We start from the raw sequence: 22,622 nt of genomic DNA on the forward strand, positions 1-22,622 counted from the left end.
CCGGATTTGCCGGGATTTTGCGAAAAGGCACGCTCGGGCAATGGCATGAGCGCGATCAGGCCGCCTCTTGGCTCCCGGCGCGATTTCTCCAGGTCCCGACCAGCGCCGTGTTCGCAGGCAGCAGCGTCTGCTGCACCAGACCGCTATCGCTAGGGACCGGTTATATGGCCACCACCGTAGAATCCGAAGCCCGCGCCCGCCCGACGCTGGGCATCGTGCTCATGGCGGCCGCGATGCTTTCGATCCCGCTGGTCGATGGGATCGCCAAATATCTGAGCGCCGACTATTCGCCGCTCTTCATCGCCTGGGCGCGCTACGCCGTGGCAAGCGCCGTCGTCCTTCCGGTGGCCGCGATCAGGTACAAAGGAGAGATCTTTCCCGCCGAACGGCGCGCCTCCCATATGCTGCGGACGGTGTTCCTCGTCACCGGGATGACGCTTTACTTCCTGTCCATCGCGACCGTTCCGCTGGCTACAGCCGTCAGCGCCTATTTCGTGGGGCCGGTCATCGCGGTCGCGCTCGCCGCCATGGTCCTGAAGGAGCGTTTGACGCAACGAAAGATCGCGAGCCTGGCGCTGGGTTTCACCGGCGCCATCGTCATTCTGCGCCCGGACGGAGACATCGAACCCGGCACTCTGCTGGCGCTCGGCGCCGGGCTATTGTTCGCGCTCTATCTGATCGCAACGCGGCAGGCTTCTCTGGTCAGCGATCCCGTCAAGACGCTCGCCTTCCAATCTGTCGTCGGCATGGTGCTCCTGACGCCACAAGCCATCTTGACCTGGGCCACACCGGCCTGGGACGCGGTCATGTTCTTTCTGGCTTTGGGTGCGCTCTCTGCTTTCAGTCATGTCCTGTCCATCGCGGCATTCCGCTTCGCCGAAGCGTCCACCCTTTCGCCGCTTGTCTATCTCGAGCTGCTCGGTTCCACAGCCATCGGCTATCTTGTCTTCAAGGATATCCCGCAAGGCTCCACGATCGCCGGAGCGGTCCTCATTGTGACCGCCGGGCTCATTCTTCTGAAGCGTCCCACCGGCGTTGATCAGTCCGGCCGGGAAAATGCTGATGTAGCAGGATAACGTGGGGCCCAGGCGAGATCCCGGTGGCGGTCGGCTCAGGCGCCGACCAGCGCCTTGGTCGTCGGCAACAGCGTCTGCTGGACCACGAGGCCGCGGGCGCGGGCGTCCATGACGCCGACGGCGCGCAGCGCCAGCAGCGTTACGGTCTGCACCGCATCGCGCATCTTGACGGGATCATCGAGATTGTCGGGTGCGAGCGGGCCGACGAGCGCCTCATGCAGCGCGCCGAGCAAGGCGGTGGCTGCAAGCGCGGTGTCTTGCGCCGGCAGATGGCCGGCACGCACGGCGGCGTCGATCCGGCCAGCGATCTCGCCGGCGATCTCGCGCCGGCTGGCCAGACGGGAGGCGCTGACATCGACATCGACAGGCTCGGCCAGGATGCCCCAGGCCAGCCGGCGCTGCGACAGCGTATGCACCGCCACGGTGGTGACGGCGGCCGCCAGCGCCGAGGACGGCCCCGGCGCGGCATCGGCCGCCCTTCGGATCGCCGCAAGCTCGTCGCGGGAGACCTCGGCAATGAGCTCGGAGATCAGGTCGGCCTTGGAGGGGAAATAACGGTAGACCGTGCCCGCCGCGACATTGGCCCGGACCGCGACCGGTGCGATCTGCACCGCCGCCATCCCCCCTTCCGCCGCCGCCTCCCGCGCCGCCGCCAGTATGGCGCTGCGCCGCGCCGCAAGGCGCTTCACCACTTGATGCGTCCGCCGATAAACCATGGCGCGCTTCCTGTCCCACCACGCCCGCCGCACGCCCTGCGGCCGAACGCTTCTCACGCAATAGATGCAAATCGCCCCACAAGGACTGAACAACTATTCAGGGTGAATGACAAGGTGCAAATGCGTGAAGCGCCATGGTGGGCGGACGGCGGCGCCAAACGAACCGGTCGAGAGACTGAACGAGTATTCTTGGAGGGCTTGGATCGCCGGTTCACAATGTGAATTCAGTGGTCGGTGTTTCGCCTCTGAGTGTTCCGGCTGGATTGCGCTACGATCATATACTTATAAGTTCATTTATCCTGTTCGCAGCCAGACGTTGACGCGTGCCTGGTGCAGTGTGCTGATGGCATCGATCTTCACTGCCAGGCAGTTTTCGAAGCCTCGAAAGACTCGGCGCTCTCTCAAGCTGCGGTGGACAGTCTCATGGACGAACGGAGCGTGCGTCATGAAGCGGCTCTTGGGCCTCGCGCTCATTCTCTTTCTGATGCCGACGCCAGACCGCGCGGCAGCCGGTGAATTATTTTCGGTACGGTGTGAAGGCGGCATTCCCGCCCGCCTCTACTTCGCGACGTTCGACGTCGATGCCAAAGCTGTCGTGTTTGAGACGCCGCCGATAGACCTCGAAACAAATTTCGGCATCACTACACGTTCTGGAGAAATCATTTCCAAAAACGATGGAAAGATCGAATTCATGCTGCGCGTCCAGGTCGGATCGGCCTGATCTTTGATAGCAACAAGAAGACGATGACTTGGCCGGGACTCGACGACCCCACCTTTCGGCCGACATTAACCCATCTGTGCACTGTCACGCCCCCGAGAAGCATTTTGAGCTTCGGGGTTCGCGATCCCATTCTGAATCCGATCTCTGTACGCTGTGAACACACAGGCGCTGTGTACTTCACGATGGATGCAGCTTCGAAACAAGCACTCTTCGAGCGTGGCAAGGAGGGAAGAGGTTTCGCGGTGAAGTCACCGATGCCGGCCAGGATGACGTCACGCTCTCGATGAATTTCGAGGTCCCCCGCCGGGTCGTATGGAGCAGAAGCCGCCAGACCATCACGATTGAAGGCATCGATGGCGATGCAGCGCGACCTCGCACCGTCGTGCAATGTCAAGAAGTCCCGCCTCGAACAATGATGGAATTCCATAGAGAGTCGCAGCGGTAAGAGACGCCTCTCCACGGCAGCAACAATCAAAGAAAACGAAAGACTGGGCGACCGTGCCGACGACATGAACGTTGATGGAGCGTCGTCATGAGACGCAAACTCGCTGCACGCGGAGCAAGCTGCGCCATTCTCGTTCTGGCGTTGCCCACAGCCACCTTTTCGGCCGAGCAGCCGACCAAGGACCAAACCCTCCAAGTCCGATTCGCGGCACATTTGGTCCCGGCAAGCTCATCTTGGAGAGGAGAACGAAAGATGCTGCTCACAGCCGGATCCGAGCTGCCCGTTATGTACTTTCTCGATAAGCCTCCGGGCGATATTCGCACGTCAACATTACCCACGACGGCCAAGGAAGTACTGCTGGCGAAAGTGCGGCTACTGGGGACTGCGGCCGGCCTGGGTGGGCGGATTCCACCGGGAGGCCGTGGGAACGATCCTCTCAGGGAGCGTCTCGCGGTCAGCCTCAGGGTTCTCGAAGTCCTGAGCGGAAATGCATCGGTCGGCTCGGTCTTCGACGCGACGTTCGGAGTAACTGATCAAACCCATTCCCTGATTCCGGTGCCGCGTACCAAGTCCGAGCTGGAGAGGGATTATTTTGTCGTCGTGTACGCGGACGATGGCGGTCATTGGCATTTGGCCGGATTTCCGATGAGCGAGGCAGAGTATCGGAGTTGGGAAGAGAAACTCTGGAACGATGAGCGCGATCGCATGGGCATCAGGCCCTAAACGCTGCAGGTCGACCCGAAGGACCGATTCGAGCCCTCGACTACTCGCGACTTTGACGTGCAATCACGCAAAGTTTCCGCATCGATTCATGCAACCTTAACTGGCTGCCCGTAGTCATACGGTTGTAAATTGGAATTCGGCAATGCGTTTCACGAGCGGGCTTTCTGCGGTTCAGCGACCCGGCTCTGCTCCTGATGTTCCCGGCGCACATGGCGCCTTGATGCTGGAACGCGCGGCGATTTCTTCCGACCTGCGAGAGGTGATGTCCATGCCCGCGGCCGGGAGGCTGCGGCCATCATGGACGGCGAAGTTGCGCGGCAATGCGCTTGCAGCGATCGCCATTGTCGTCTGCTCGATGCTGGCGGGCGCGCTCTACACCCTGGCGATGGGCGAAGACGTCAACTGGGATTGGCAGAACTACCACGAATACAATGTCTGGGCCGTGCTCAACGGCCGCTATGGCGTCGATGTGGTCCCGCCGGGCTTTCAGACCTACTTCAATCCGCTCGTCTATTTTCCGGTCTACTATCTCCGCCATGTGCTGCCGGCACCCTACGGGCTGATGATCATCGGCGCCGTTCACGGCCTCAATCTCGCGCTGATCTGCCTGTTCGCCCGTCTGGTGCTGCGTCAGGCCGCGACCATCGCGCCGGTCGCGGCAGCTGTCGTCATCGCTGCCTCGGGTCCGATGACGCTCTCGGAAGTCGGCACGAGTTTTTCCGACGTGCTGCTGGCCCTGCCCGTGATCGGCGGCTGCCTTCTGATCCTGGTGGCGGATCGCCGACCCGCGATCTGTGTCCTGCTCGCGGGATTGCTGATCGGTGCCGCCGTCGGGCTTAAGCTGACCAACGTCGTCTACGCGATCGGCGCGGCCGCAGCGCTGCTCGTCTCCGCGCGTCCGCTGCAGGCGATCATGCTTCTTGGCATCGGCGGGATTGTCGGCGCGGCGCTCACCGGCGGCGGATGGTGCCTGATCACGTGGCGCGACACCGGCAATCCGATCTTCCCGCTGTTCAATGCACTGTTCCAGTCCAGCGAGGTGGCCGGCGTCAACCTGATGGATGCGCAGTTCATGCCTCATGGCGTGCTCGACGCACTGGCCTACCCCTTCTACTGGCTGATCGGCGACCACCGAGGCGCGGAGCATCCGTTCCGCGACGCGCGCTTCGCGGTGGTGATGGTCCTGCTCGTGCTCGGCCTGTGGGTCCGCGCGAGGCGCAAGAGCGCGATCCTCACCCGGGGTGACGTGCAGCTGGTGGTGCTGTTTGCGGCCTCTTACCTCGCATGGCTCGGCTTGTTCTCGATCCAGCGCTATGCGGTGGTTCTGGAGCTCCTGTGCGGTCCGCTGATCGTTCTGTTGCTCGCGCGCCTCGCCGCGAGCGTGGGGCCGACGTGGCTGACGGCGTCCCCTCGACCGCTCGCTGCGCTGACGTTGACGGTCGCAGCCGCGATCGCAGCGTGGTCGCAGCCGGCGGATTGGTGGCACCGCCCCTGGTCCGACGTCTACCGGCCGAAGATCGCCCACGAGCTCGATCAGCCCGCGACCTACTTCATCCTCGGCAAGCCGCTCGCCTATATCGCGCCGCAGCTTCCCTCCGAGTCGCGCTTCTACCTGCTCGCCGATATCGCCGTGCCGATCGTCCCCGGCGGCATCTTCGACCAGCGCATTCGCGCCGGGCTGAAGGCGCCGCTGCCCGGCGGCGTCCGCGAATTGCACATGCGCGGCGATCCGGACCGCAGCGCGCTTTTGGATCACTACGAGCTCACCATCGATCGCTCCCGGCCCTGCGTCACCATTGAGGGCGCCCGCCCCGGCACGGTGATCGAAAGTTGCCCGCTGATCGCGCGGACTGCGCATTAGTCGCCGTCCGCGCGGAACTCAAACTTGAGAACCATCGCGCCTCTCGAACAGAGGCCTCACCCTTTGAGCGTACAATGAGTCATGGCAAGCTTGGCACAGGCAATCCAGCATCAGTAAGGATCTACGCGTCCCTCACCGTGGTCGCTGCGGCCATTCTGCTGGCGGTTGTCATATTTGATTTCCAACTGGCAGCAGCGCAGTCGTTCCCATCGTTCGTACTTGACCCAGGCGGCTTTCCGGTTGGTCGAGATTTTCTGAACACTTGGATAGGCGGCCGATCGGCTTTTTCCGGCGGCCCTGCGGACTGGTTTGATTCCAGCGCCTACATGGCTGCGATAGCGAAGGTGACCGGCATTCCCGATTTGGCACCTCTGTATTGGTCATATCCGCCGCATCTTCTGTTCTTCATTTGGCCCTTTGGTTTGCTCGGTTTTCTGCCGTCGTACATTGTGTGGTGCGTGACCGGGCTTGCCCTGTATGTTTGGGCGGCAACATCATGTGGTGTCGAACGAAAATACTGGGTGTTTCTGGCCGTCGCACCTGCCGTCACGGTTAACGTATTCCTCGGCCAAAATGGTTTCTTGACCGCTGCGCTCTTGATCGGCGGTCTGGCAAACCTCGAGCGGCGGCCGATACTCGCTGGAATTTTGTTTGGTATGCTGACTATCAAGCCGCAACTCGGACTCCTGCTTCCGATCGTGCTGGTGCTGGGAGGGCACTGGCGAGTCATTGGTTCAGCCGTCGTCACGACGGTGTCGCTTGTCGCCGCGACTGCAGCATGGTTTGGGCCAGAAATCTGGATAGCATATTGGCATAAAGTTTTGCCGCAACAGCACGAACTGCTCGACGTGGCAGGTATCATGGGCTGGCCGATCGTTGCCTCAGCCTTGATCAACGCCCGCCTTGCGGGTCTTCCGGCTGATTTGGCCTGGGTAGTGCAAGGAGCGGCGTCGGTATGCGCCGTCGGTGCGGTGGTTTGGACGTTCTGGCGCAAGCGCGATCCGGTCCTCTCACTAGCGCTCTTCGTTACCGCCACCTTCTTGTTTTCACCCTGGATCATGAACTACGACATGGTCGTATTCGGATGGATTGTCGCGCTTCTGCGTCAGCGCGGAAACGAAGCATTCGCCGATCAAATTCTTTCGCTTGCGTTGTGGATGTTGCCTATTCTGATGTTTCCATTCGGCTTCGCGCAAATACCGATTGCTTTACTGATCCTCCCCTTGTTCGCCGCTCGTCTGCTGTGGCGGTTGTCCAATGATAGATCAAAGCAAGCCTCGTCAGTGACGTCGCCAGCGTTAGCTTGAGTGGCGACATTTCCTGTTGCGCGACGCCATCGAGTTCGATGAAGACATCGAGTGCCCGTTCAATTGCGGGCGAGACGTCAACGGTTCGCACGGGAACCTCGCAGGCGAAAAAGGGGAGCCTTGGCTGTTGGCGCTCGCCAAACCGGCGCCTTTGACCTAAGCGAACTTTCCGCTTCGTGCTATACGCTGCATCTAAGCAGCAGGACGGAAAACCTATTGCGCGAAGATTATGAGCTAGTCGGTGGACGCGGATGTATCGAGAACTCTCCATCTGGAAACGAATTGATGCCAAAAGAGCAGTTCACTTCAGATGCTTTGAGGATGTTGCGTCGCACCTTTTCTGCGTCCAGAGCGCCGACTTCTATGCCTTGCCGGTGACGGTCGACGCCCGTCGCGAGCTCGACCGCCAATTCATCGAGCTCTTTATCGAAGTGGAGCCGAAGAAACGCAGTCGATGGTTCGCCACCGTTGAGCAGGCCGTTGCTGCACATGAGGAGGAGTTTTCCTCGATGGCTCGAATTATCGCCGAGCGGGAAAGGAAGCGATAACGCGGTGTCCGGAACGGGCCCATCGCAGCAGTTGAGGAATATCAACTGTTCCGCCGCCTAATAGATGGTGCAGCCTCCATCACTGCGCTGACGGCGAACGCCTCACGCCCCAACGTCTCACCCGGAGACCGAGCATGACTGAACTCCTCAGTTCGTTCGCGTGAGAGCGAGCTGCGCCGATGCGGCCTCGGCACTCCGCCAGGCTGCGCAGCGTCCGAGGATCAGCCCGAACACGATCAGGATCGCCGGGAAGCCGACCGGTTGCCCGAGAAACAGGAAGCTCGCAAGCAGCGCGAAGACGAGCGCAAGCGCCATCACCTCGTGGCGTGCGAAACCTTCATCGAGCCCGGCGCGGATGAGGAACGCCACCGCGATGCCCAGCACGACCAGATCGTACATGAAGAGATAGGGCGTTGTGAGCAGGGTCGCCGTGGCGAGCATCGCCGCCTTGAGAGCGTAGGGCAGCCGGCTCCGCCACACCACGACCAGCGCCACGGCCACAGAAGCGGTCAACACCCACTGGAAGATCCATGCGAGCTGCTCGGTTCCGCCGACATAGCGCACCAGCGCAAAGATGCTCTGCATCTTGAACCAGGGCGCCCTGCCTTCGGTCAGGAAGGCCTGGGAGAACATCGGAATCCAGTGGAAGAACGCCTGCCAGCTTTCGGTGCCGAAGGCGAGCCAGGACATCGCGGCCATCGCGACGGTGACGATCGCGGCGGTGAACAGCACGGTCCATTCGGCGGCGGCGAAGAGAACCAGCGGAAACAAGAGACCGTATTGCGGCTTGTAGCTGAGAAGGCCGAGACAGATGCCGGCCAGCACCGGCCGCGTCGGCAGCAGATAGAGCATGCCGCCGATCAGCGAGGCCGTGAGGAAACCGTTCTGCCCGACCAGGATGTTGAGGAAGGCTGCCGGAAATCCAACCGCAATCACAAGGCCCGCATTGCGTCCGATGATCGCGCGCATCACGGCGAGATAAGGCACCATGCTGAAGGCGGCCCAGCCGATGAAGGCGATCGCATAGGGAAATTGCGCGAGGAAGGACGCGACGAACAGGAAGGGCGGCGGATAGTGCCAGGCGAAATGGCCGACGAAATCCTGCTTGAGCAGCGCAAGCTCGACCTGCTTCTGAATGTCCCAATCCCAGGCCTGCGCGGGATGCCCCTCGAGCGCCAGTCTTCCGGCCGCCCAGACGTTGACGAAGTCCGTGGGGATGCCGCGCCCGTCGGCGTCAAAGACCCAGAGATGGCCGAGATAGGCCGTCGGAAAATACGCCAGCGTGACGATCGCCAGCACGAAGGAGATGTTGACGAGGATCGCTGGGACCGCACCGTGACGGCCGATTGCAGGCGGAACGGAGGAGGCTTCGGCCATGCGGCTTCCTTACGCGATCATGTGAGGCGGATGCGTCCAAGCCATACACCCGAGTGACTTGAAGGAGGCTTAAGCCCGATCGTCCAGCGCCCCGCGCCGAATTCCCGGGCAAAGCAAAAGAGCCCCGTCGATGACGGGGCTCCTCGCTATTCCGCTGGTCGTCCAGCCTTACTTGAGGCTGGTCGAGATCGAGCTGAACTTGGCGTTCAGCGTGGTGCCGAGGTTGTTGACGACGGTGATGATCGCCAGCGCGATGCCGGCAGCGATCAGGCCGTATTCAATGGCGGTGGCGCCGGATTCATCCTTCATGAAACGCGCAACGAGGTTCTTCATAGAGTGCTCCAAATGAGTACACGAGGCTACAACTGATCTGGTCTCTTCGGCTTCCCAGCGCCGCCCGACCATGGCAACGGAACGTAGAGGCAAAGAATTGCACCGCAGTTAATTCGGCTGCGTAAACACCGAGCGGATTGCGTGTATCGGCCCATGGTAAATCCAAGTTCGAAACAATCCGTTAAATTGTAAGCATCTGACGCCGGCCTGGCGCGGCCGGTTTACCCGAAGTTATGACCGGCGTGGTCCAATGCCGCCCGCTCGGGCCGGCAAGAACAACCAGGACGACGAGACGGCATGTCCCTTTCCTTCGCCAACAGCATCGCGGTGCAGGGCCGCGCGCGTGCCCTGGTGCCGTTGTGCGTCGGCGCCGGCGCCTATCTGTTCTTCCTTTTTCTCGGCGACACGCTGCTTCAGGATTCCGACTCGTTCTGGCAGATCAAGATCGGGCAATGGATCCTCGATCACCGCGCCATGCCCATGATCGACTTCTATTCCTTCACGCGGACGGGCGCGCCGTGGATCTCGACGTCCTGGCTGTCGCAGGTCGCGTTCGCCTTCTCGCATGCGCACTGGGGCTGGGCAGGTCCCGTCATCCTCACCGCGGCCGCCGTCGCGCTCACCGTCGCGATCCTCGTCTATCTGCTCGAAGTGCATATCGAGGCACCGCGCGCGGTGCTGTTTGCGATGCTGGCGCTGCTGCTGTCGATTCACCACGTGCTGGCGCGCCCGCATATTCTCGCGCTGCCGGTGATGGTGGCGTGGGTCGGCTTACTGATGGCGGCTGCGAGCCGCCGGAGCGCGCCGTCCTGGACCTGGCTGCCGCTGATGGCGCTGTGGGCGAACCTGCACGGCGGCTTCGTGCTCGGGCTCGCGCTGATCGGCCCGATCTCGCTCGAAGCGGTCGAGCATGCCGGGAAGGGACGGCGGCTCGCCCTGTTCATGCGCTGGGTGCTGTTCGGAATCGGGGCGCTGATCGCGAGCTGCTGCACGCCGTACGGCTGGCGAACGCTGCAGGGCGCGACCAACATCCTCAGCCTCGGCGAATTGCTGACGCTGATCGTCGAATGGATGCCGGCGAACTTCGCCACGTTCACCCCGTTCGAAGGCGCCCTGCTCGCCCTGATCGCATTCGGTTATTATCGCGGCCTGGTGCTGTCGGCACCCCGGATCTTCCTGATCCTCTTCCTGACCTGGAGCGCGCTGAGCCACGTCAGGAGCATCGACGCATTTGCATTCCTGGTGCCGCTGGTGCTGGCAAAGCCGCTCGGCGAGATGTTCCCGCAGCCGGCGCTTGAGCCCGCCGGTGCCGACAGCTGGCCGGGCCGCTATGTCACGGCGCTCGGCGCGCTGATGATCGTGGCGGCAAGCTGGACCTCGACCTCGCTCTATCTGGGGCACCACCGCTTCACCTTCACGATGACGCAGACGCCGGTCGCGGCGGTCGACCTGCTCGAGCAACGCAAGGTGCAGCGCGTCTTCAACGCCTACCAGTTCGGCGGCTATCTGATCTCGCGCGATATCCCTGTTTTCGTCGACGGCCGCGCCGAGCTCTACGGCGAGAAATTCATCATGGACTTCTTCAAGGCGACCGAGGGCAAGAAGCCCGAGCTGCTGCCACGCCTGCTCGACGAGCACAAGATCGATGCGACACTGCTGGGCGCGGATGCGCCGGGCCCGCAGATCCTCGACCAGCTCAAGGGCTGGAAGCGGATCTATGCGGACGATATCGCCGTGATCCACGTGCGCGACGCCGCAGACGGCGCGACCGCGGCGCCTTCGAAGTGACGACCCGCTCCAGCGCGCGTCTTCGGCCTCAGCGACTTCATCAGATGGTTCCTTCCAGCAAGCCGACCCTGACAGATCCGGCGCGTTCCGCCCCGGACCGAGCCGTGGCGATGATCGTGCTTGCGATGCTGGCTGTGGTCTCGTTTGTTCCGGTGCTGCTGACGCCCATTCCGGCGATGGTCGATTATCCCAATCACCTCGCCCGCATGTCTGTTCTGAGCCAGAACGGCACCGCGGGTGCAAATCCGTATTACGAGGTGAGGTGGGCCTTCTATCCCAACCTCGGAATGGACCTGCTGGTCCCGCAGCTGGCGCGGCTGATGAGCGTCGAGAACGCGACGCGGCTGTTTCTGTTGCTGAGCCAATGCCTGATCGTCACCGGTGCGCTTCTGCTCGAATGGGTCAGGAAGGGACGCATCCATCTCGCCGGTTTCGCCGCGCTCGCTTTCCTCTATTGCCTGCCGTTCAGCTGGGGTTTCGTGAACTTCGAGTTCGGGCTCGGCCTCGCGCTCTGGGGCATCGCCGTCTATCTGATGCTGGCGGAAGGCCCCTGGCCGCTGCGCTTCATGGCCAATCTGATCTTCGTCGCCGCGCTCTATGTGGCGCATTTCTTTTCGCTCGGCATCTATGGCGCAACGCTCGGCCTTTTCGAGCTGTCTCGCATCCGCCAAGGGCGGGTCGCGTATCCCGTCGCGGCCGCGCGGCTTGGCGCGCTGGCCCTACCGGCGCTTGCGCTGCTTGCGATCATGCATGTCACGGCAGGCGCGATCGGAAGCCAAGGCAACGACTGGTTCCTCGCATTCAAGCCGGTCTGGCCGCTCCGCATCATGAACGGCTACAATCTGACGGCCGCGGCGGTGACCGGGCTGACCCTCATCACCGCGTTGCTGTTCGCCGCAAGGCGCGGCTTGCTCAGGCTCGAGCCGGCCGGGATCTGGATCGCGCTCGGTCTTGCGCTCCTGTACGTGGCCATTCCTTCGAGGCTGTTCGGGACCTCGTTTGCCGACCTCCGCATGATTCCCGCTGCGGCGCTGATCCTGCCGGCCTTCTGCTCGCTGTCGCTGCCAAGCCGGACGTCGAGAATGGCTGCACTCGCTGCGATCAGCGGCATCACGCTGATCAATCTCGCCGTTGTCTTCACGGTATGGCTGCCCTACCGCGCTGACTACGCGGCCATCATCGAGTCGTTCCGCAAGGTCGAACGCGGCTCGCGCGTTCTCGTCAGCAATGCAGATGAAGCTGGCGACCCGCCCTTCGCCGATCTCACCGCGTATCCGATGTATTATGCGCCAACGCTGGCGGTGCACTATGCCAATGCGTTCGTGCCCAATCTCTTCACGGAGGCGGGCAAGCAGCCTGTTCGGGCCGTCGAGGCCGTGCGCCATCTTGCCACTCCGGATGGCGGACTGGTGTCCTCAGGCCTGCTCACCGCGATAGCAGCGGGCCGCCCGCCGGCGGACTCGCCGCGCTTTGTCCGCACCTGGTACCGGGATTTCGACTACCTCTATGTGCTGGGACCGCGGGCCGCAAACCCGCTGCCGGATCTGCTGGAACTATTGGAGACCTCGGATCGGTTCGTGCTCTACAGGATTCGCCGCAAGTCCTGAAAGGCGACCTTAACCACCTGCCCATAGACTTCCGCCCCTGCAACCCAGCTGGACTCCTTCGCATGGCGGCCAATTCCGGACCGATCCGCTACAGCCTCGTCATTCCCGTCTTCAACGAGGAAGCCGTACTGCCGATATTGTTACGCCGGCTCGACTTCCTGCTGTCCCGGCTCGACGGGCCGGCAGAGGCGATTTTCGTCGACGACGGCAGCAGCGATTCCAGCTCGATCGTGCTGCAGGCACTCGCCGCGCGCGACGCCCGCTTTCGCTATATCGGCCTGTCGCGGAATTTCGGCCATCAAGTCGCCATCACCGCCGGCATGGACGCGGCGCAGGGTGACGCGATCATCGTCATGGACGCCGATCTGCAGGATCCGCCCGAAGTGATCGAGCAATTGATCGCAAAATGGCACGAAGGCAATGACGTCGTCCACGCCCGCCGCCTGTCGCGCGAGGGCGAAAGCCGATTCAAGCGCGCGACCGCACACCTGTTCTACCGGCTGCTCGGCAAGATGTCCTCCGTCGGCATCCCTGCCGACGTCGGTGACTTCCGCCTGATCGATCGCAAGGTGCTGGACGCGCTCAGGCAGATGCCGGAGCAGGATCGCTTCGTACGCGGCATGATCGCCTGGCTCGGCTTCCGCCAGGCCGAGGTCACCTTCCATCGTCTCGAGCGCGCCGCGGGCGAGACCAAGTACCCCCTGTTCAAGATGATCCGGCTCGCGGTGAACGCCGCGCTCGGCTTTTCCGATCTGCCCTTGCGCCTGGCGATCTGGTGCGGATTGACCGTCTCGGCATTCGCACTGCTCTACGGCGGCTGGGTCGTCGTGATGTGGCTGAGCAACGACGCTCATCTCGTGACCGGCTGGTCCTCGACCATCGTCCTCCTCTCGCTGTTGTGTGGAATGAACATGCTGATGACGGGGATCGTGGGCCTTTACGTCGGCCGCATCCATGCTGAAGTAAAGCGCCGCCCACTGTACGTGGTCCAGAAGCGAGCCGGCTTCGATCGCAACGAGGCGGCGACCGCAACCGCGAAACACGCAATCAACGAGTGATCCGCCGCAATCATCTGGGACGTGAGGCCAACACCTCGTCTTCGATGCTGCTGCCGAGCTGTTGTTACTGCATCTCTCGGCGCTTGTGGACGACCGCCACATCGTCGCTGTACACGCGCTGCCAGTGCGGCAGCCGGTCAAGCATCGCTGTGGCGGGCGTATTCGGCGCGAGCAGCGTCGCGCGGATCTTGTAGTCGTCGAGCAGCTTGAGAAAATCTCCGAGGTCAATCAGCGCCAGGGCGCGATTGTAGCGGTCGATGAACGGTCCGCCGAACAGTTCCGCGCGGCCGTCGATGAAGGTTGGAATGCCGGCAAAGACCAAATAGCCGCCGAAGGAATAATCGTTGAGCAGCGGCCCCGCCTTGGCGAGGTCGGCACGGGCGACCGCCGCCTCGGGGGTGATGAGGGGAGCCGGCCGGATGTCGCGCGCCAGCGCCAATCCACTCATCGCGGCCAAGATGCCGAATGCCGCCAGGCTCAGGCCGCGCGAGGAGCGGTCGGTCTCGTTCCCGCTCGGCCCGCCGAACCTCCGGGCCAGCGGGGCCGCGAGGTAGAGCGGCGCCAGCATGGCCAGCAGATCCGCATTGCGCATCTGCGCCAGCGCGAAATGGAGCAAGCCGATCACCACCAGGGTCCGCACGACCGGCAGCGTGACGCCGCGCGAGAGCGCGAAGATGCCCCCCAGCAACAGCAGCTCGAAGCCGCCGATGCGGCTGAAATCCTGCGGCCGCCATTCCGCGATCCAGGCGAGCGCGGGACCGAGGCCGAGCGTCGTGATCGGCATCAGCAGCGGTTCCGGCCCATGCGGCGTCAGGCAGGATGCGGCAACGGCAAGCAGTGTGAATGGCACCCAGCTCAGCAGCACGCGTGGCCATTGGCTTCGCTCCTCGCGCAGCAGCGCCTCGAGCACCACGGGTCCAATCAAGCCAAGCGCCAGCACTCCGCTGCCGTGTAGATTGCCCCACACAACCAGCAGCGGCAGGGCCCAGTATGGTGGCGGCCTGCCGTGATCCATGCAACGCACCAGGGCAGCCGCCCAGATCACCATGATGGGCATCACGAGCACGTGTGGCCGCGCCAGCATGTGCGGCGCCGTCAGGATGACGGCCGCGATCACCATGACCAGCGTCTGGGTCGGCGACAGCTCGCGCAGCAGGAAGTATGTGAGCAGACCAAAGGCGAGTGCGATCGCCGCGGCCGCGACGACGACGACGCCGGGCCAGCCGGACAGGACGTAGGCTGCGGCATAGATGACTTCCGACAGCCATTCGAACGTGATCCAGGGCGCGCCATGCTTCGAAAACGAAAATGGATCACTCGTCGGCAGGGTCCCATGCGCCATGATCCAGCGCCCGAGCTCGACGTGAGAATAGCTGTCGGGGTCTCCGAGCAGCTTCGGGCCGACGGCCAGCAACACAGCGTAGACGGCGAGCCCCACAGCCCAAGGGAGCACTGCACGCGCCGAAAACGGTTGAACCGCGCTGGAGACGACCTGATCAGTCATGGCGGGCCAAGCTAGGCCTTAATTGTTAAGGTGTTCTTTAATGTTTCACCGATCGCGCGTGCGGAAGCGAGAGAACCGCCACGCGGGCGCTATCGCACGAGATCGATCAGGAGCAACGCGGCGCTTGTGAACAGTCCTGCGATCGGCACCCAAATGGGCACGAAGAACACGCCGGCGGGAGGTTTGGATTCTCTCGTCTTGATGCGAAGAAGCGCCAGGTTGACCAGGACGAAGATCCCGAGCGTCAGGCGTGAGGTCCATTCGGCCAATCCGGTCAAGGGAATGCCGAGGGCGAGGATCAGGATGGCACCCACGCCGAAGAGGGTTGCAACCACCGGCGCGCCGCTTCTGGCGTTCACCCGGGCCAGAAAGGCCGGAAGGCTGCCTTGGTCCGCAAGCCCGTACAGCACACGTCCGATCATCAGCATGTGAACGATGATCCCGTTGACCGTCGCAACGATCGCGATGACGCTCAATACCGAGAGGGGAAGACCGGTCAACCGCTGAAAGACAAGTGCAAGCGGAGCCGAGGCGTGCGCGAGCTCGGCCGGGGGCACCGCGACCACCGAAACCCAGACGACGATCATGTAGAGGAGCGCGGTCACGCCGAGGGTGATGAAGAGCGCCCAAGGCAGCGTTTGGGACGGATTCTTCATTTCCTCGGAGATGTTCACGAGGTGCTCGAACCCGATGAATGCAAACACGGCGAGCAGCGACGTCTGTGCGATCCCGGTCCACGCCGCTTTATCGTTCAGGGGAGCCAACAGCTCGGGCAGCCGGGAGACCAGGGCCTCGCCCTCAAACAGTCCGGCTCCGACAATGAGGACCAATCCTCCGATCTCCACGACCGTCATCAAGCCGGCGAAGCTGATGGACTGAACCGCGGACAGGCAGGCGACCGCTCCCATCGCGAGCACAACGCCGGCGATGATCCAGCTGGCAGGCAGCGGCAGGAACACGCTGATGTAGCCGGCGCTCCCAACGGTGATGGTCGCGCCCGAAATCGTCGCTGCAGCCACCACGAGCAACCCTGTGGCACCGCTGAGCCATTTTCGATGAAACGCGGCCTGGACATAGGCGGCCTCGCTCGCCGCGACCGGCAGTCGCGTGCCCAGTTCGGCAAAGCTCCCGGCCGTCACGCCCATCACGACCGCGGCAACGAGGAACGCCAGAGGTGCATGCATTCCGCTCCGGGCGGCGGCCGCGCCCACCAGGACGTAGATTCCGGCGCCGATCGTCACGCCGAGCCCATAGAGGACCGCGTGCGTGAGCGTCAGCGATCTGACGAGTTTCGTAGACCCGAGCGGCGCCACCTCCTGCATCACCAAGCGTCAATGCGAAAACAGGATCGGGATCGGCGGCTTGGACAGCAAGCCCCTGGTCGCGCCGCCGAGCACGAATTCCCGCCACCTCGGCGTTCCGTACGCGCCCATCACGAGGACGTCGATGCCGTGGGACAGCACGTAAGATGTGAGGACCTCGTCGATCGGCTTGCTCTCGGCATCGATCTCATCCAGCACGACCTCGATGCCGTGACGAGCCAGGTTCTTCGCCAGTTCTCGGCCGGAATGTCCGGAATCCAGGGGCTTTTCATTGGTGACAGTCACGACGCGCACACTTCTTGCGCTTTCAAGCAAAGGAAGTGCGTCGGAAACCGCTCGCGCAGCGGTGCGGCTGAAGTCCCAAGCCACGCAGATGGCGTCGAGCCGCAACGGACGCGACCGCGGGCCGGTGGGCAGGATCAACGTCGGCCTGCCGGATTCGAAGATCACCTCCTCGGCGTACCCCAGATCATGGGAGTCCGGCACCGCCATGATCGTGAGATCGCGAAGCCTTGCATAGTCAACCAGCAGCGCGGCCTCGCTGGCGGTTGCACATTGCTCGAAGATGGTCTCATGCCGGACGCCGGATTTGTCGGCGGAGGCTTCGAATGCGGCAAGCAGGGCTTTCGCATTCTCGCGGCTCTTGGCGGCCTCGCGCGCAATAAGCGCGGGTATGTCCAGGATGACATCCCCGAGCAGGCTTGCGCGCACGTCCGCATGGACCTCGCAGGAAATGGCTGCGAGGTGCGCCCCCAGGGCGGCGGCCACCGAGACGGCATCGTCGATCACTGAAACCGGCGTCGGCTCCGGGTAGCTCGCCAGGGTCAACAGAACATCCTTGAAAGGCATGTGTGCCTCCTTTGACGAGTCGGAACTTAACGCTGTCGAGATGCTCCTTCTTGACCCACCGCAACCGATTCAGCCGGATGGCTGTGGCAAAACGGCCCAGACTCAAACGATGGCGCCGGAACAGAACGCTCTGGTTCGGCGGCGCCTGCCTTGCGGGAGGGGCCAGTGCAATGCCAGCTCGCGAAGGCGCGCTCGGACAATAAAAAACGCGGCGTTACCGCCGCGTTTTTCGATTCTCAGCTGCCGCTTGGAATTACGCCTGCGGCTGCGGCTCGAGGCCGGGATCCGGATCGGGACGCGGGCGCGGCTTGCCGGCCGGGGGCACGGCGGAGGCGCGCGGGGTGGTCGGCTCGAGCACCGACTCGCGGTTCGGCTTCTTGCCCTTGAGCAGGTCGACGATCTCGTCGCCGGTCAGCGTCTCGAACTCGAGCAGGCCCTTGGCCAGCGTCTCGAGATCGGCGCGCTTCTCGGTGAGGATGCGCGTCGCCTCCTTGTAGCCTTCCTCGACCAGACGCTTGATCTCGGAATCGATCTTCTGGACGGTGGCTTCGGAGGCGTTCTGCGTGCGCGACACCGACATGCCGAGGAAGACCTCGTCCTGGTTCTCGCCATAGGAGACGGTGCCGAGCTCTTCCGACAGGCCCCAGCGCGTCACCATCATGCGGGCCAGGCGCGTGGCCTGCTCGATGTCGGACGCCGCGCCCGAGGTCACCTTCTCGCGGCCGAAGATCAGCTCTTCGGCGACGCGGCCGCCCATCATGATGGCGAGGCGCGAGGTCATCTGCTCCAGCGACATCGACAGCTTGTCGCGCTCGGGCAGCTGCATGACCATGCCGAGCGCACGGCCGCGCGGGATGATGGTCGCCTTGTGGATCGGATCGGTCGCGGGCACGTTGAGGCCGACGATGGCGTGGCCGCCCTCGTGGTAGGCCGTGAGCAACTTCTCTTCCTCGGTCATCACGAGCGACTTGCGCTCGGCGCCCATCATCACCTTGTCCTTGGCCTCCTCGAACTCGGCCTGCGTCACCATCCGCTTGTTGCGGCGGGCGGCGGTCAAAGCGGCCTCGTTGACGAGGTTCATCAGGTCGGCGCCGGAGAAGCCCGGGGTGCCGCGCGCGATGGTCTTGAGATTGATATCCGGCGCCAGCGGAACTTTACGAACATGCACCTTCAGGATCTGCTCGCGGCCGACGACGTCGGGGTTCGGCACCACGACCTGACGGTCGAAGCGGCCCGGACGCAAGAGCGCGGGATCGAGCACGTCGGGACGGTTGGTGGCGGCGATCAGGATCACGCCTTCGTTGGCCTCGAAGCCGTCCATCTCGACCAGCAGCTGGTTCAGCGTCTGCTCGCGCTCGTCATTGCCGCCGCCGAGCCCGGCGCCACGGTGACGACCGACGGCGTCGATTTCGTCGATGAAGATGATGCAGGGCGCGTTCTTCTTGGCCTGCTCGAACATGTCGCGGACGCGGCTCGCGCCGACGCCGACGAACATCTCGACGAAGTCAGAACCGGAGATGGTGAAGAACGGCACGTTGGCTTCGCCCGCGACCGCACGCGCGATCAGGGTCTTACCGGTGCCGGGAGGGCCGACCAGCAGCACGCCGCGCGGAATGCGGCCGCCGAGGCGCTGGAATTTGCCGGGGTCGCGCAGGAACTCGACGATCTCCTGCAGGTCCTGCTTGGCCTCGTCGACGCCGGCGACGTCCTCGAAGGTGACGCGGCCATGAGCCTCCGTCAGCATCTTCGCACGCGACTTGCCAAAGCCCATCGCCTTGCCGGCGCCGCCCTGCATCTGCCGCGACAAGAAGATCCAGACGCCGATCAGCGCGATGAAGGGCAGCCAAGAGACCAGCAGCGAGACGAACCACGGCACGTTGTCGCCGGGCGGCTTCGCGGTGATCTGCACCTTGCTGTCATAGAGGCGCTTCACCAGCGTCGGGTCGTTCGGCGCGTAAGTCTGGAAGCTGGAGCCGTTGGTGAAGGTGCCGTGGATGTCCGGCCCCTGGATCACGACGTCGCGCACATTGCCGCGGTCAACTTCGCTCAGCAGCTGCGAGAAGGCGATGTCCTGCGAGGAGGCCCGCTGACCCGGATTCTGGAAGAGCGTGAACAACGCCAACAGCAGCAAGACAATGATGACCCAGAGGGCGAAATTGCGCAGATTGGCGTTCATCGATCTTCCTTCGTGGTCGCGCGGATCGCGGCCGTGATCCTTGGGCAGTTGATTTGGTCAATGCGAGGAAATCCCAAGGAATCCTCATCGTTAGACGGGTACAATTTAGGTGCCGCCCCGGTCGCTGCCAAGGGAACGAGATGGGACTATTTATCCCATCTTAGCGCGATTCCCGCTGAAATCATGGCGTCCGAACCCGGGTTTTTCCTGCCTGGTTAAGGTGGCCTGACGGCACGGACGCGAATTGACCGGTGTCATGATCCGCTCTCGTCGCGCTCATCTGCCCTTGCGCCGCCGGGCCGGCGCCGGCGCGATCTGGATACGCCCGCCGGCAAGGCTGATCAAGGCTCCCGCGAGGGTCTGCTTCAGAACCGGCCGGCCATTTGCGGCTGCGACGGGGCCGGCGATCGCCCGATCAAGCACAGACATCAGGGTTTCGACCTTGCCGAGTTCCGCGGGCCCTTCATGGCCGAGCGCGTTGATGGCCCGCAGCAGGAGCCGCAGCCGCACCTCCTCCGGCAGGGCGGCAAAGGTCGCGGCCTCGAAGCTCCTGACACTCGCCTGCGGCGCATCGCCGCGATCCCGCAGGCGGAGGAAGCGCTCGGCGCCGTCGGCAAGCACCTCGACCGCCGCATTGGCCCGCGCCAGCCTTGCCGCGAGCCGGGCCAGATTTCTGGCGTCGCCGCCCTCGGCCGCGAGGAGCGGCAGCAGCGCGCGCAGCCGCGGCCGTGTGAAGGCGGTGTCGCGGTTGGTGGGATCCTCGGCAAAGCCGATCCTCGCCCGCCGCAAGGTCGCGATCAGCTGCGATTTCGAAACGTCGAGCAACGGACGCGCCAGCACGATTCCGTCGCGCTCGGTGAATGGAGCCATGGCCGAGAGCCCGGCAAGTCCGCTGCCGCGGAACAGGCGCATCAACAGGGTCTCGGCCTGGTCGTCGCGGGTGTGTGCCGTCAGGACATGGCTCGCGCCGGCGGTACGCGCGGCCTGTGCGAGCAGGCGATAGCGGGCCTCGCGCGCAGCGGCAGGCAGCCCCGTCTTCGGCTTTTCACCGCGCCAGCGCAAGGTCCGGTGCGGCAATCCGAGCGCCGCGGCGAGCCGCTTGACCTCGCGCGCCTCACGGGCGGCCTCCGGGCGCAGGCCGTGATCAATCGTGACGACTGTGATTTGCGGGCCTCGCGCGAGGCTGCGCTGCCAGCGCGCTGCAAGCCACATCAGCGCAACCGAGTCGGGCCCGCCGGAGACCGCGAGCACCAGCGCCGGGGCATCTCTCAGGCCCGCGAAGAGCCGCCTCGCCTCGCGCGCCGAGATCGGTGAATCGTCGTCGTCTGACATGACGCTGCAATCATCCGCGGATGGACCGAATGTTTAGCGCAACGCCATCCGCTTTGTCAGCGGATCAGCACTTCACCCGCTTCTGCTCGCGATCGACGGCGGCTTTGACGCCGGCGGAGGCGCGCGGATATTTGCGGCCGATCTCGCCGAAGGCGGCGCAGGCGGCCTCCTTCTCCTTCAGCGCGGCGAGCGACTGGCCGAGCCGCAGCAGCGCATCCGGCGCCTTGGCCGATTTCTCGTATTTGGTGGTGACGGCGAGGAACGCTTCGGCGGAATCGCGATATTGCTGGCGCTGGAAATAGCTCTCGCCGAGCCAGTATTGCGCGTCGCCGACCAGCGGGTCGCTCGGAAATTTCTGCGTGAAGTTCTTCATGGTCTGCTCGGCCAGCGCGTAGTCCTTGCGCTGCATGTAGCCGATGCCGAGGTCGAACTCGTCGCGGGGCGTCGCCGACGGCGGCAGAGTGGCCAAAGCAGCGCCACCGGCCGGTGCGGGATAACCCGATTGTGCCGACGGATAGCCGGGCTGCGCGGCCGGCGGCACACCTTGCTGGTAGCGCGGGCTGGTGTTGGCGAGATCGAGCGGCTCGCCCGCATTGCGGCCGCCGCCAGGCGTGACCGCCGGCATCGGCTGCTGCCCGCCGCCGAGTGCGCGCGGCGCACCGGGCGCATTCGGGTTCTGGCTGGGGTCGAAGGCATCGCCGCGGCGGCGCGTGCCGGGTGCACCGGGCGCCGGCTGCTCCTGAACGATCGGCGCGGGCGCTGCGATCTGCGGCTGCTCGTAGCTCGGCGGCGCGGCTTGGCTCGGCTGCGCGGCCTGCTGTTGCGGGGGCTGGCGATATCCGGGCGCGACCTGCCCCGGTGCAATCTGGCTCGGTGCGATCTGCGCGGGCGGCATCGCCGCGACGTTTGGTGCCTGCCCGGGCGCCCCTTGCGCGCCGCCCTCGAGCGCCCGCAGGCGCTCTTCGAGCTGGCGGTTGCGATATTGCAGCTCCTCGTTCTGGCCGGTGAGCTGGCGCAGCCGGTTCTCCAGCCGCTCGATCCGCATCTCCGGGTCGACATCATCCGACTGCCCGTAGACCGATTGCGCAAGCGCGGGCGAGCACAAAGAGAGCAGCGCGGCGGTCGCCGCGGTACCGGTAAAAGCCCTAAATCTGGATGACATCTTGCCCTGACGACGAAAGCGAAATGGCCTGCGACGGAACCCTCGACGCGCCACACATTGAAGTGGAGTACGCCAAAAATGTGACTGATACCAAGGGGTTTTCAGTCACAGAATGCTGAAACGAAACCGGCGCCCGAGAGGGCGCCGGCATCATCCAATTGCAAAGCTGAACGGGGCCTGACTGACCACCGGGGACCTGACCGAGCGTCAGGAGCTGGCGTTCAGGACAGTGACGGCGCGGCGGTTCTGCGACCAGCAGGAGATGTCGTTACAGACGGCGACCGGCCGTTCCTTGCCGTAGGAGATCGTGCGCATGCGGTTCGGGTCGATGCCGCGCGAGGCGAGGAACGAACGGACCGACTGGGCACGGCGGGCGCCGAGCGCGATGTTGTATTCGCGGGTGCCGCGCTCGTCGGCATGACCTTCGATGGTGAAGGAGTAGCGCGGATAGGTCTGCAGCCACTGCGCCTGCTTCTCCAGGGTCACGATCGCCTGCGGGGTCAGATCGGTCTGGTCGCTTTCGAAGAACACGCGGTCGCCGACGTTGACGACGAAGTCCTGCTGGCTGCCGGGCGTCGCCGCATTGGCCATCGCATCCGTCGCGGCATTCTTGTTGGCGCAGGCGCCCATCGACAGCGCGACGGCGAGCACCGCGGCCAGCTTCAATCCCTGGAGGATACGCATAGGATGTCTCATTCCGGAGCCTCCACGCTCACG

The 22,622-nt window shown here is 64.0% G+C and carries 19 protein-coding genes; 9 read left to right on the top strand and 10 right to left on the bottom strand.

Annotated elements, in window-relative coordinates; translation table 11 throughout:
- Positions 1–164: 164 nt before the first annotated feature.
- Positions 165–1,076, top strand: a complete 912-nt coding sequence (locus I6F17_RS15510; RefSeq protein ID WP_225126664.1) for a DMT family transporter — start codon at positions 165–167, stop codon at positions 1,074–1,076.
- A gap of 35 nt (positions 1,077–1,111) precedes the next feature.
- On the opposite strand, the gene I6F17_RS15515 is transcribed toward I6F17_RS15510, so the two are convergent.
- Positions 1,112–1,792, bottom strand: a complete 681-nt coding sequence (locus I6F17_RS15515; RefSeq protein WP_024337641.1) for a TetR/AcrR family transcriptional regulator — start codon at positions 1,790–1,792, stop codon at positions 1,112–1,114.
- A 445-nt stretch (positions 1,793–2,237) separates the two neighbouring features.
- On the opposite strand from I6F17_RS15515, the gene I6F17_RS15520 reads away from it, so the two are divergent.
- The 5 genes from I6F17_RS15520 to I6F17_RS15540 all read left to right on the top strand — a co-directional run bounded on the left by I6F17_RS15520 (position 2,238) and on the right by I6F17_RS15540 (position 7,397).
- Positions 2,238–2,513, top strand: coding sequence for a hypothetical protein (locus I6F17_RS15520; RefSeq protein ID WP_225126662.1), 276 nt, complete (start codon positions 2,238–2,240; stop codon positions 2,511–2,513).
- Between the two features lie 697 nt (positions 2,514–3,210).
- Positions 3,211–3,681 carry a hypothetical protein gene (locus I6F17_RS15525; RefSeq protein ID WP_225126660.1) on the top strand — a complete coding sequence of 157 codons (471 nt, stop codon included), beginning with the start codon at positions 3,211–3,213 and terminating at the stop codon, positions 3,679–3,681.
- A 262-nt stretch (positions 3,682–3,943) separates the two neighbouring features.
- Positions 3,944–5,542, top strand: a complete 1,599-nt coding sequence (locus I6F17_RS15530; protein WP_225126658.1) for a glycosyltransferase 87 family protein — start codon at positions 3,944–3,946, stop codon at positions 5,540–5,542.
- Between the two features lie 74 nt (positions 5,543–5,616).
- Entirely contained in the window at positions 5,617–6,849 is a 1,233-nt protein-coding gene (locus I6F17_RS15535; RefSeq protein WP_225126656.1) for a glycosyltransferase family 87 protein, read from the top strand.
- A 251-nt stretch (positions 6,850–7,100) separates the two neighbouring features.
- The gene (locus tag I6F17_RS15540; RefSeq protein ID WP_035998615.1) at positions 7,101–7,397 is read left to right on the top strand and encodes a hypothetical protein; all 297 of its coding nucleotides are present in this window, start codon (positions 7,101–7,103) and stop codon (positions 7,395–7,397) included.
- A 147-nt stretch (positions 7,398–7,544) separates the two neighbouring features.
- On the opposite strand, the gene I6F17_RS15545 is transcribed toward I6F17_RS15540, so the two are convergent.
- Positions 7,545–8,774 (bottom strand): glycosyltransferase family 87 protein, encoded by a 1,230-nt coding sequence (locus I6F17_RS15545; RefSeq protein WP_225126646.1) that lies wholly within the window; start codon positions 8,772–8,774, stop codon positions 7,545–7,547.
- A gap of 168 nt (positions 8,775–8,942) precedes the next feature.
- Positions 8,943–9,107 carry a Flp family type IVb pilin gene (locus I6F17_RS15550; protein ID WP_128264172.1) on the bottom strand — a complete coding sequence of 55 codons (165 nt, stop codon included), beginning with the start codon at positions 9,105–9,107 and terminating at the stop codon, positions 8,943–8,945.
- Between the two features lie 297 nt (positions 9,108–9,404).
- Between I6F17_RS15550 and I6F17_RS15555 the strand changes: the two genes are divergently transcribed.
- From I6F17_RS15555 to I6F17_RS15565, 3 genes are all read left to right on the top strand, one after another.
- On the top strand, positions 9,405–10,895 hold the full coding sequence (locus I6F17_RS15555; protein ID WP_225126643.1) for a hypothetical protein: 1,491 nt from the start codon (positions 9,405–9,407) through the stop codon (positions 10,893–10,895).
- A 44-nt stretch (positions 10,896–10,939) separates the two neighbouring features.
- Entirely contained in the window at positions 10,940–12,502 is a 1,563-nt protein-coding gene (locus tag I6F17_RS15560) for a hypothetical protein (RefSeq protein WP_225126642.1), read from the top strand.
- A 62-nt stretch (positions 12,503–12,564) separates the two neighbouring features.
- Positions 12,565–13,560, top strand: coding sequence for a glycosyltransferase family 2 protein (locus I6F17_RS15565; protein ID WP_225126640.1), 996 nt, complete (start codon positions 12,565–12,567; stop codon positions 13,558–13,560).
- 64 nt (positions 13,561–13,624) lie between these two features.
- Here I6F17_RS15565 and I6F17_RS15570 read toward each other — a convergent pair whose 3' ends face one another.
- The 7 genes from I6F17_RS15570 to pal form a co-directional block, all read right to left on the bottom strand.
- A complete protein-coding gene (locus tag I6F17_RS15570) occupies positions 13,625–15,064 on the bottom strand; it encodes a hypothetical protein (protein WP_225126638.1) in 1,440 nt (479 codons plus the stop codon).
- 89 nt (positions 15,065–15,153) lie between these two features.
- A complete protein-coding gene (locus I6F17_RS15575; protein WP_225126826.1) occupies positions 15,154–16,386 on the bottom strand; it encodes an APC family permease in 1,233 nt (410 codons plus the stop codon).
- A gap of 9 nt (positions 16,387–16,395) precedes the next feature.
- Entirely contained in the window at positions 16,396–17,235 is an 840-nt protein-coding gene (locus I6F17_RS15580; protein WP_225126636.1) for a universal stress protein, read from the bottom strand.
- 253 nt (positions 17,236–17,488) lie between these two features.
- Positions 17,489–19,411, bottom strand: a complete 1,923-nt coding sequence (ftsH, locus tag I6F17_RS15585) for an ATP-dependent zinc metalloprotease FtsH (RefSeq protein ID WP_035998585.1) — start codon at positions 19,409–19,411, stop codon at positions 17,489–17,491.
- 276 nt (positions 19,412–19,687) lie between these two features.
- Positions 19,688–20,743, bottom strand: coding sequence for a tRNA lysidine(34) synthetase TilS (gene tilS, locus I6F17_RS15590; RefSeq protein WP_036041281.1), 1,056 nt, complete (start codon positions 20,741–20,743; stop codon positions 19,688–19,690).
- 64 nt (positions 20,744–20,807) lie between these two features.
- Complete coding sequence (gene ybgF, locus I6F17_RS15595; RefSeq protein ID WP_225126634.1) at positions 20,808–21,905, bottom strand: tol-pal system protein YbgF; 1,098 nt, start codon at positions 21,903–21,905, stop codon at positions 20,808–20,810.
- A 207-nt stretch (positions 21,906–22,112) separates the two neighbouring features.
- The gene (gene pal, locus I6F17_RS15600) at positions 22,113–22,601 is read right to left on the bottom strand and encodes a peptidoglycan-associated lipoprotein Pal (RefSeq protein ID WP_035998574.1); all 489 of its coding nucleotides are present in this window, start codon (positions 22,599–22,601) and stop codon (positions 22,113–22,115) included.
- Positions 22,602–22,622: the final 21 nt, after the last annotated feature.

This window comes from Bradyrhizobium sp. NBAIM18, from assembly GCF_020193825.1.
Taxonomy (GTDB): domain Bacteria; phylum Pseudomonadota; class Alphaproteobacteria; order Rhizobiales; family Xanthobacteraceae; genus Bradyrhizobium; species Bradyrhizobium yuanmingense.

Bases quoted from the DNA above. Each gene is read 5' to 3' on its own strand.
- I6F17_RS15510 (WP_225126664.1), top strand. From the start codon at position 165: ATGGCCACCACCGTAGAATCCGAAGCCCGCGCCCGCCCGACGCTGGGC.
- I6F17_RS15515 (WP_024337641.1), bottom strand. From the start codon at position 1,792: ATGGTTTATCGGCGGACGCATCAAGTGGTGAAGCGCCTTGCGGCGCGG.
- I6F17_RS15520 (WP_225126662.1), top strand. From the start codon at position 2,238: ATGAAGCGGCTCTTGGGCCTCGCGCTCATTCTCTTTCTGATGCCGACG.
- I6F17_RS15525 (WP_225126660.1), top strand. From the start codon at position 3,211: ATGCTGCTCACAGCCGGATCCGAGCTGCCCGTTATGTACTTTCTCGAT.
- I6F17_RS15530 (WP_225126658.1), top strand. From the start codon at position 3,944: ATGTCCATGCCCGCGGCCGGGAGGCTGCGGCCATCATGGACGGCGAAG.
- I6F17_RS15535 (WP_225126656.1), top strand. From the start codon at position 5,617: ATGAGTCATGGCAAGCTTGGCACAGGCAATCCAGCATCAGTAAGGATC.
- I6F17_RS15540 (WP_035998615.1), top strand. From the start codon at position 7,101: ATGTATCGAGAACTCTCCATCTGGAAACGAATTGATGCCAAAAGAGCA.
- I6F17_RS15545 (WP_225126646.1), bottom strand. From the start codon at position 8,774: ATGGCCGAAGCCTCCTCCGTTCCGCCTGCAATCGGCCGTCACGGTGCG.
- I6F17_RS15550 (WP_128264172.1), bottom strand. From the start codon at position 9,107: ATGAAGAACCTCGTTGCGCGTTTCATGAAGGATGAATCCGGCGCCACC.
- I6F17_RS15555 (WP_225126643.1), top strand. From the start codon at position 9,405: ATGTCCCTTTCCTTCGCCAACAGCATCGCGGTGCAGGGCCGCGCGCGT.
- I6F17_RS15560 (WP_225126642.1), top strand. From the start codon at position 10,940: ATGGTTCCTTCCAGCAAGCCGACCCTGACAGATCCGGCGCGTTCCGCC.
- I6F17_RS15565 (WP_225126640.1), top strand. From the start codon at position 12,565: ATGGCGGCCAATTCCGGACCGATCCGCTACAGCCTCGTCATTCCCGTC.
- I6F17_RS15570 (WP_225126638.1), bottom strand. From the start codon at position 15,064: ATGACTGATCAGGTCGTCTCCAGCGCGGTTCAACCGTTTTCGGCGCGT.
- I6F17_RS15575 (WP_225126826.1), bottom strand. From the start codon at position 16,386: ATGCAGGAGGTGGCGCCGCTCGGGTCTACGAAACTCGTCAGATCGCTG.
- I6F17_RS15580 (WP_225126636.1), bottom strand. From the start codon at position 17,235: ATGCCTTTCAAGGATGTTCTGTTGACCCTGGCGAGCTACCCGGAGCCG.
- ftsH (WP_035998585.1), bottom strand. From the start codon at position 19,411: ATGAACGCCAATCTGCGCAATTTCGCCCTCTGGGTCATCATTGTCTTG.
- tilS (WP_036041281.1), bottom strand. From the start codon at position 20,743: ATGTCAGACGACGACGATTCACCGATCTCGGCGCGCGAGGCGAGGCGG.
- ybgF (WP_225126634.1), bottom strand. From the start codon at position 21,905: ATGTCATCCAGATTTAGGGCTTTTACCGGTACCGCGGCGACCGCCGCG.
- pal (WP_035998574.1), bottom strand. From the start codon at position 22,601: ATGAGACATCCTATGCGTATCCTCCAGGGATTGAAGCTGGCCGCGGTG.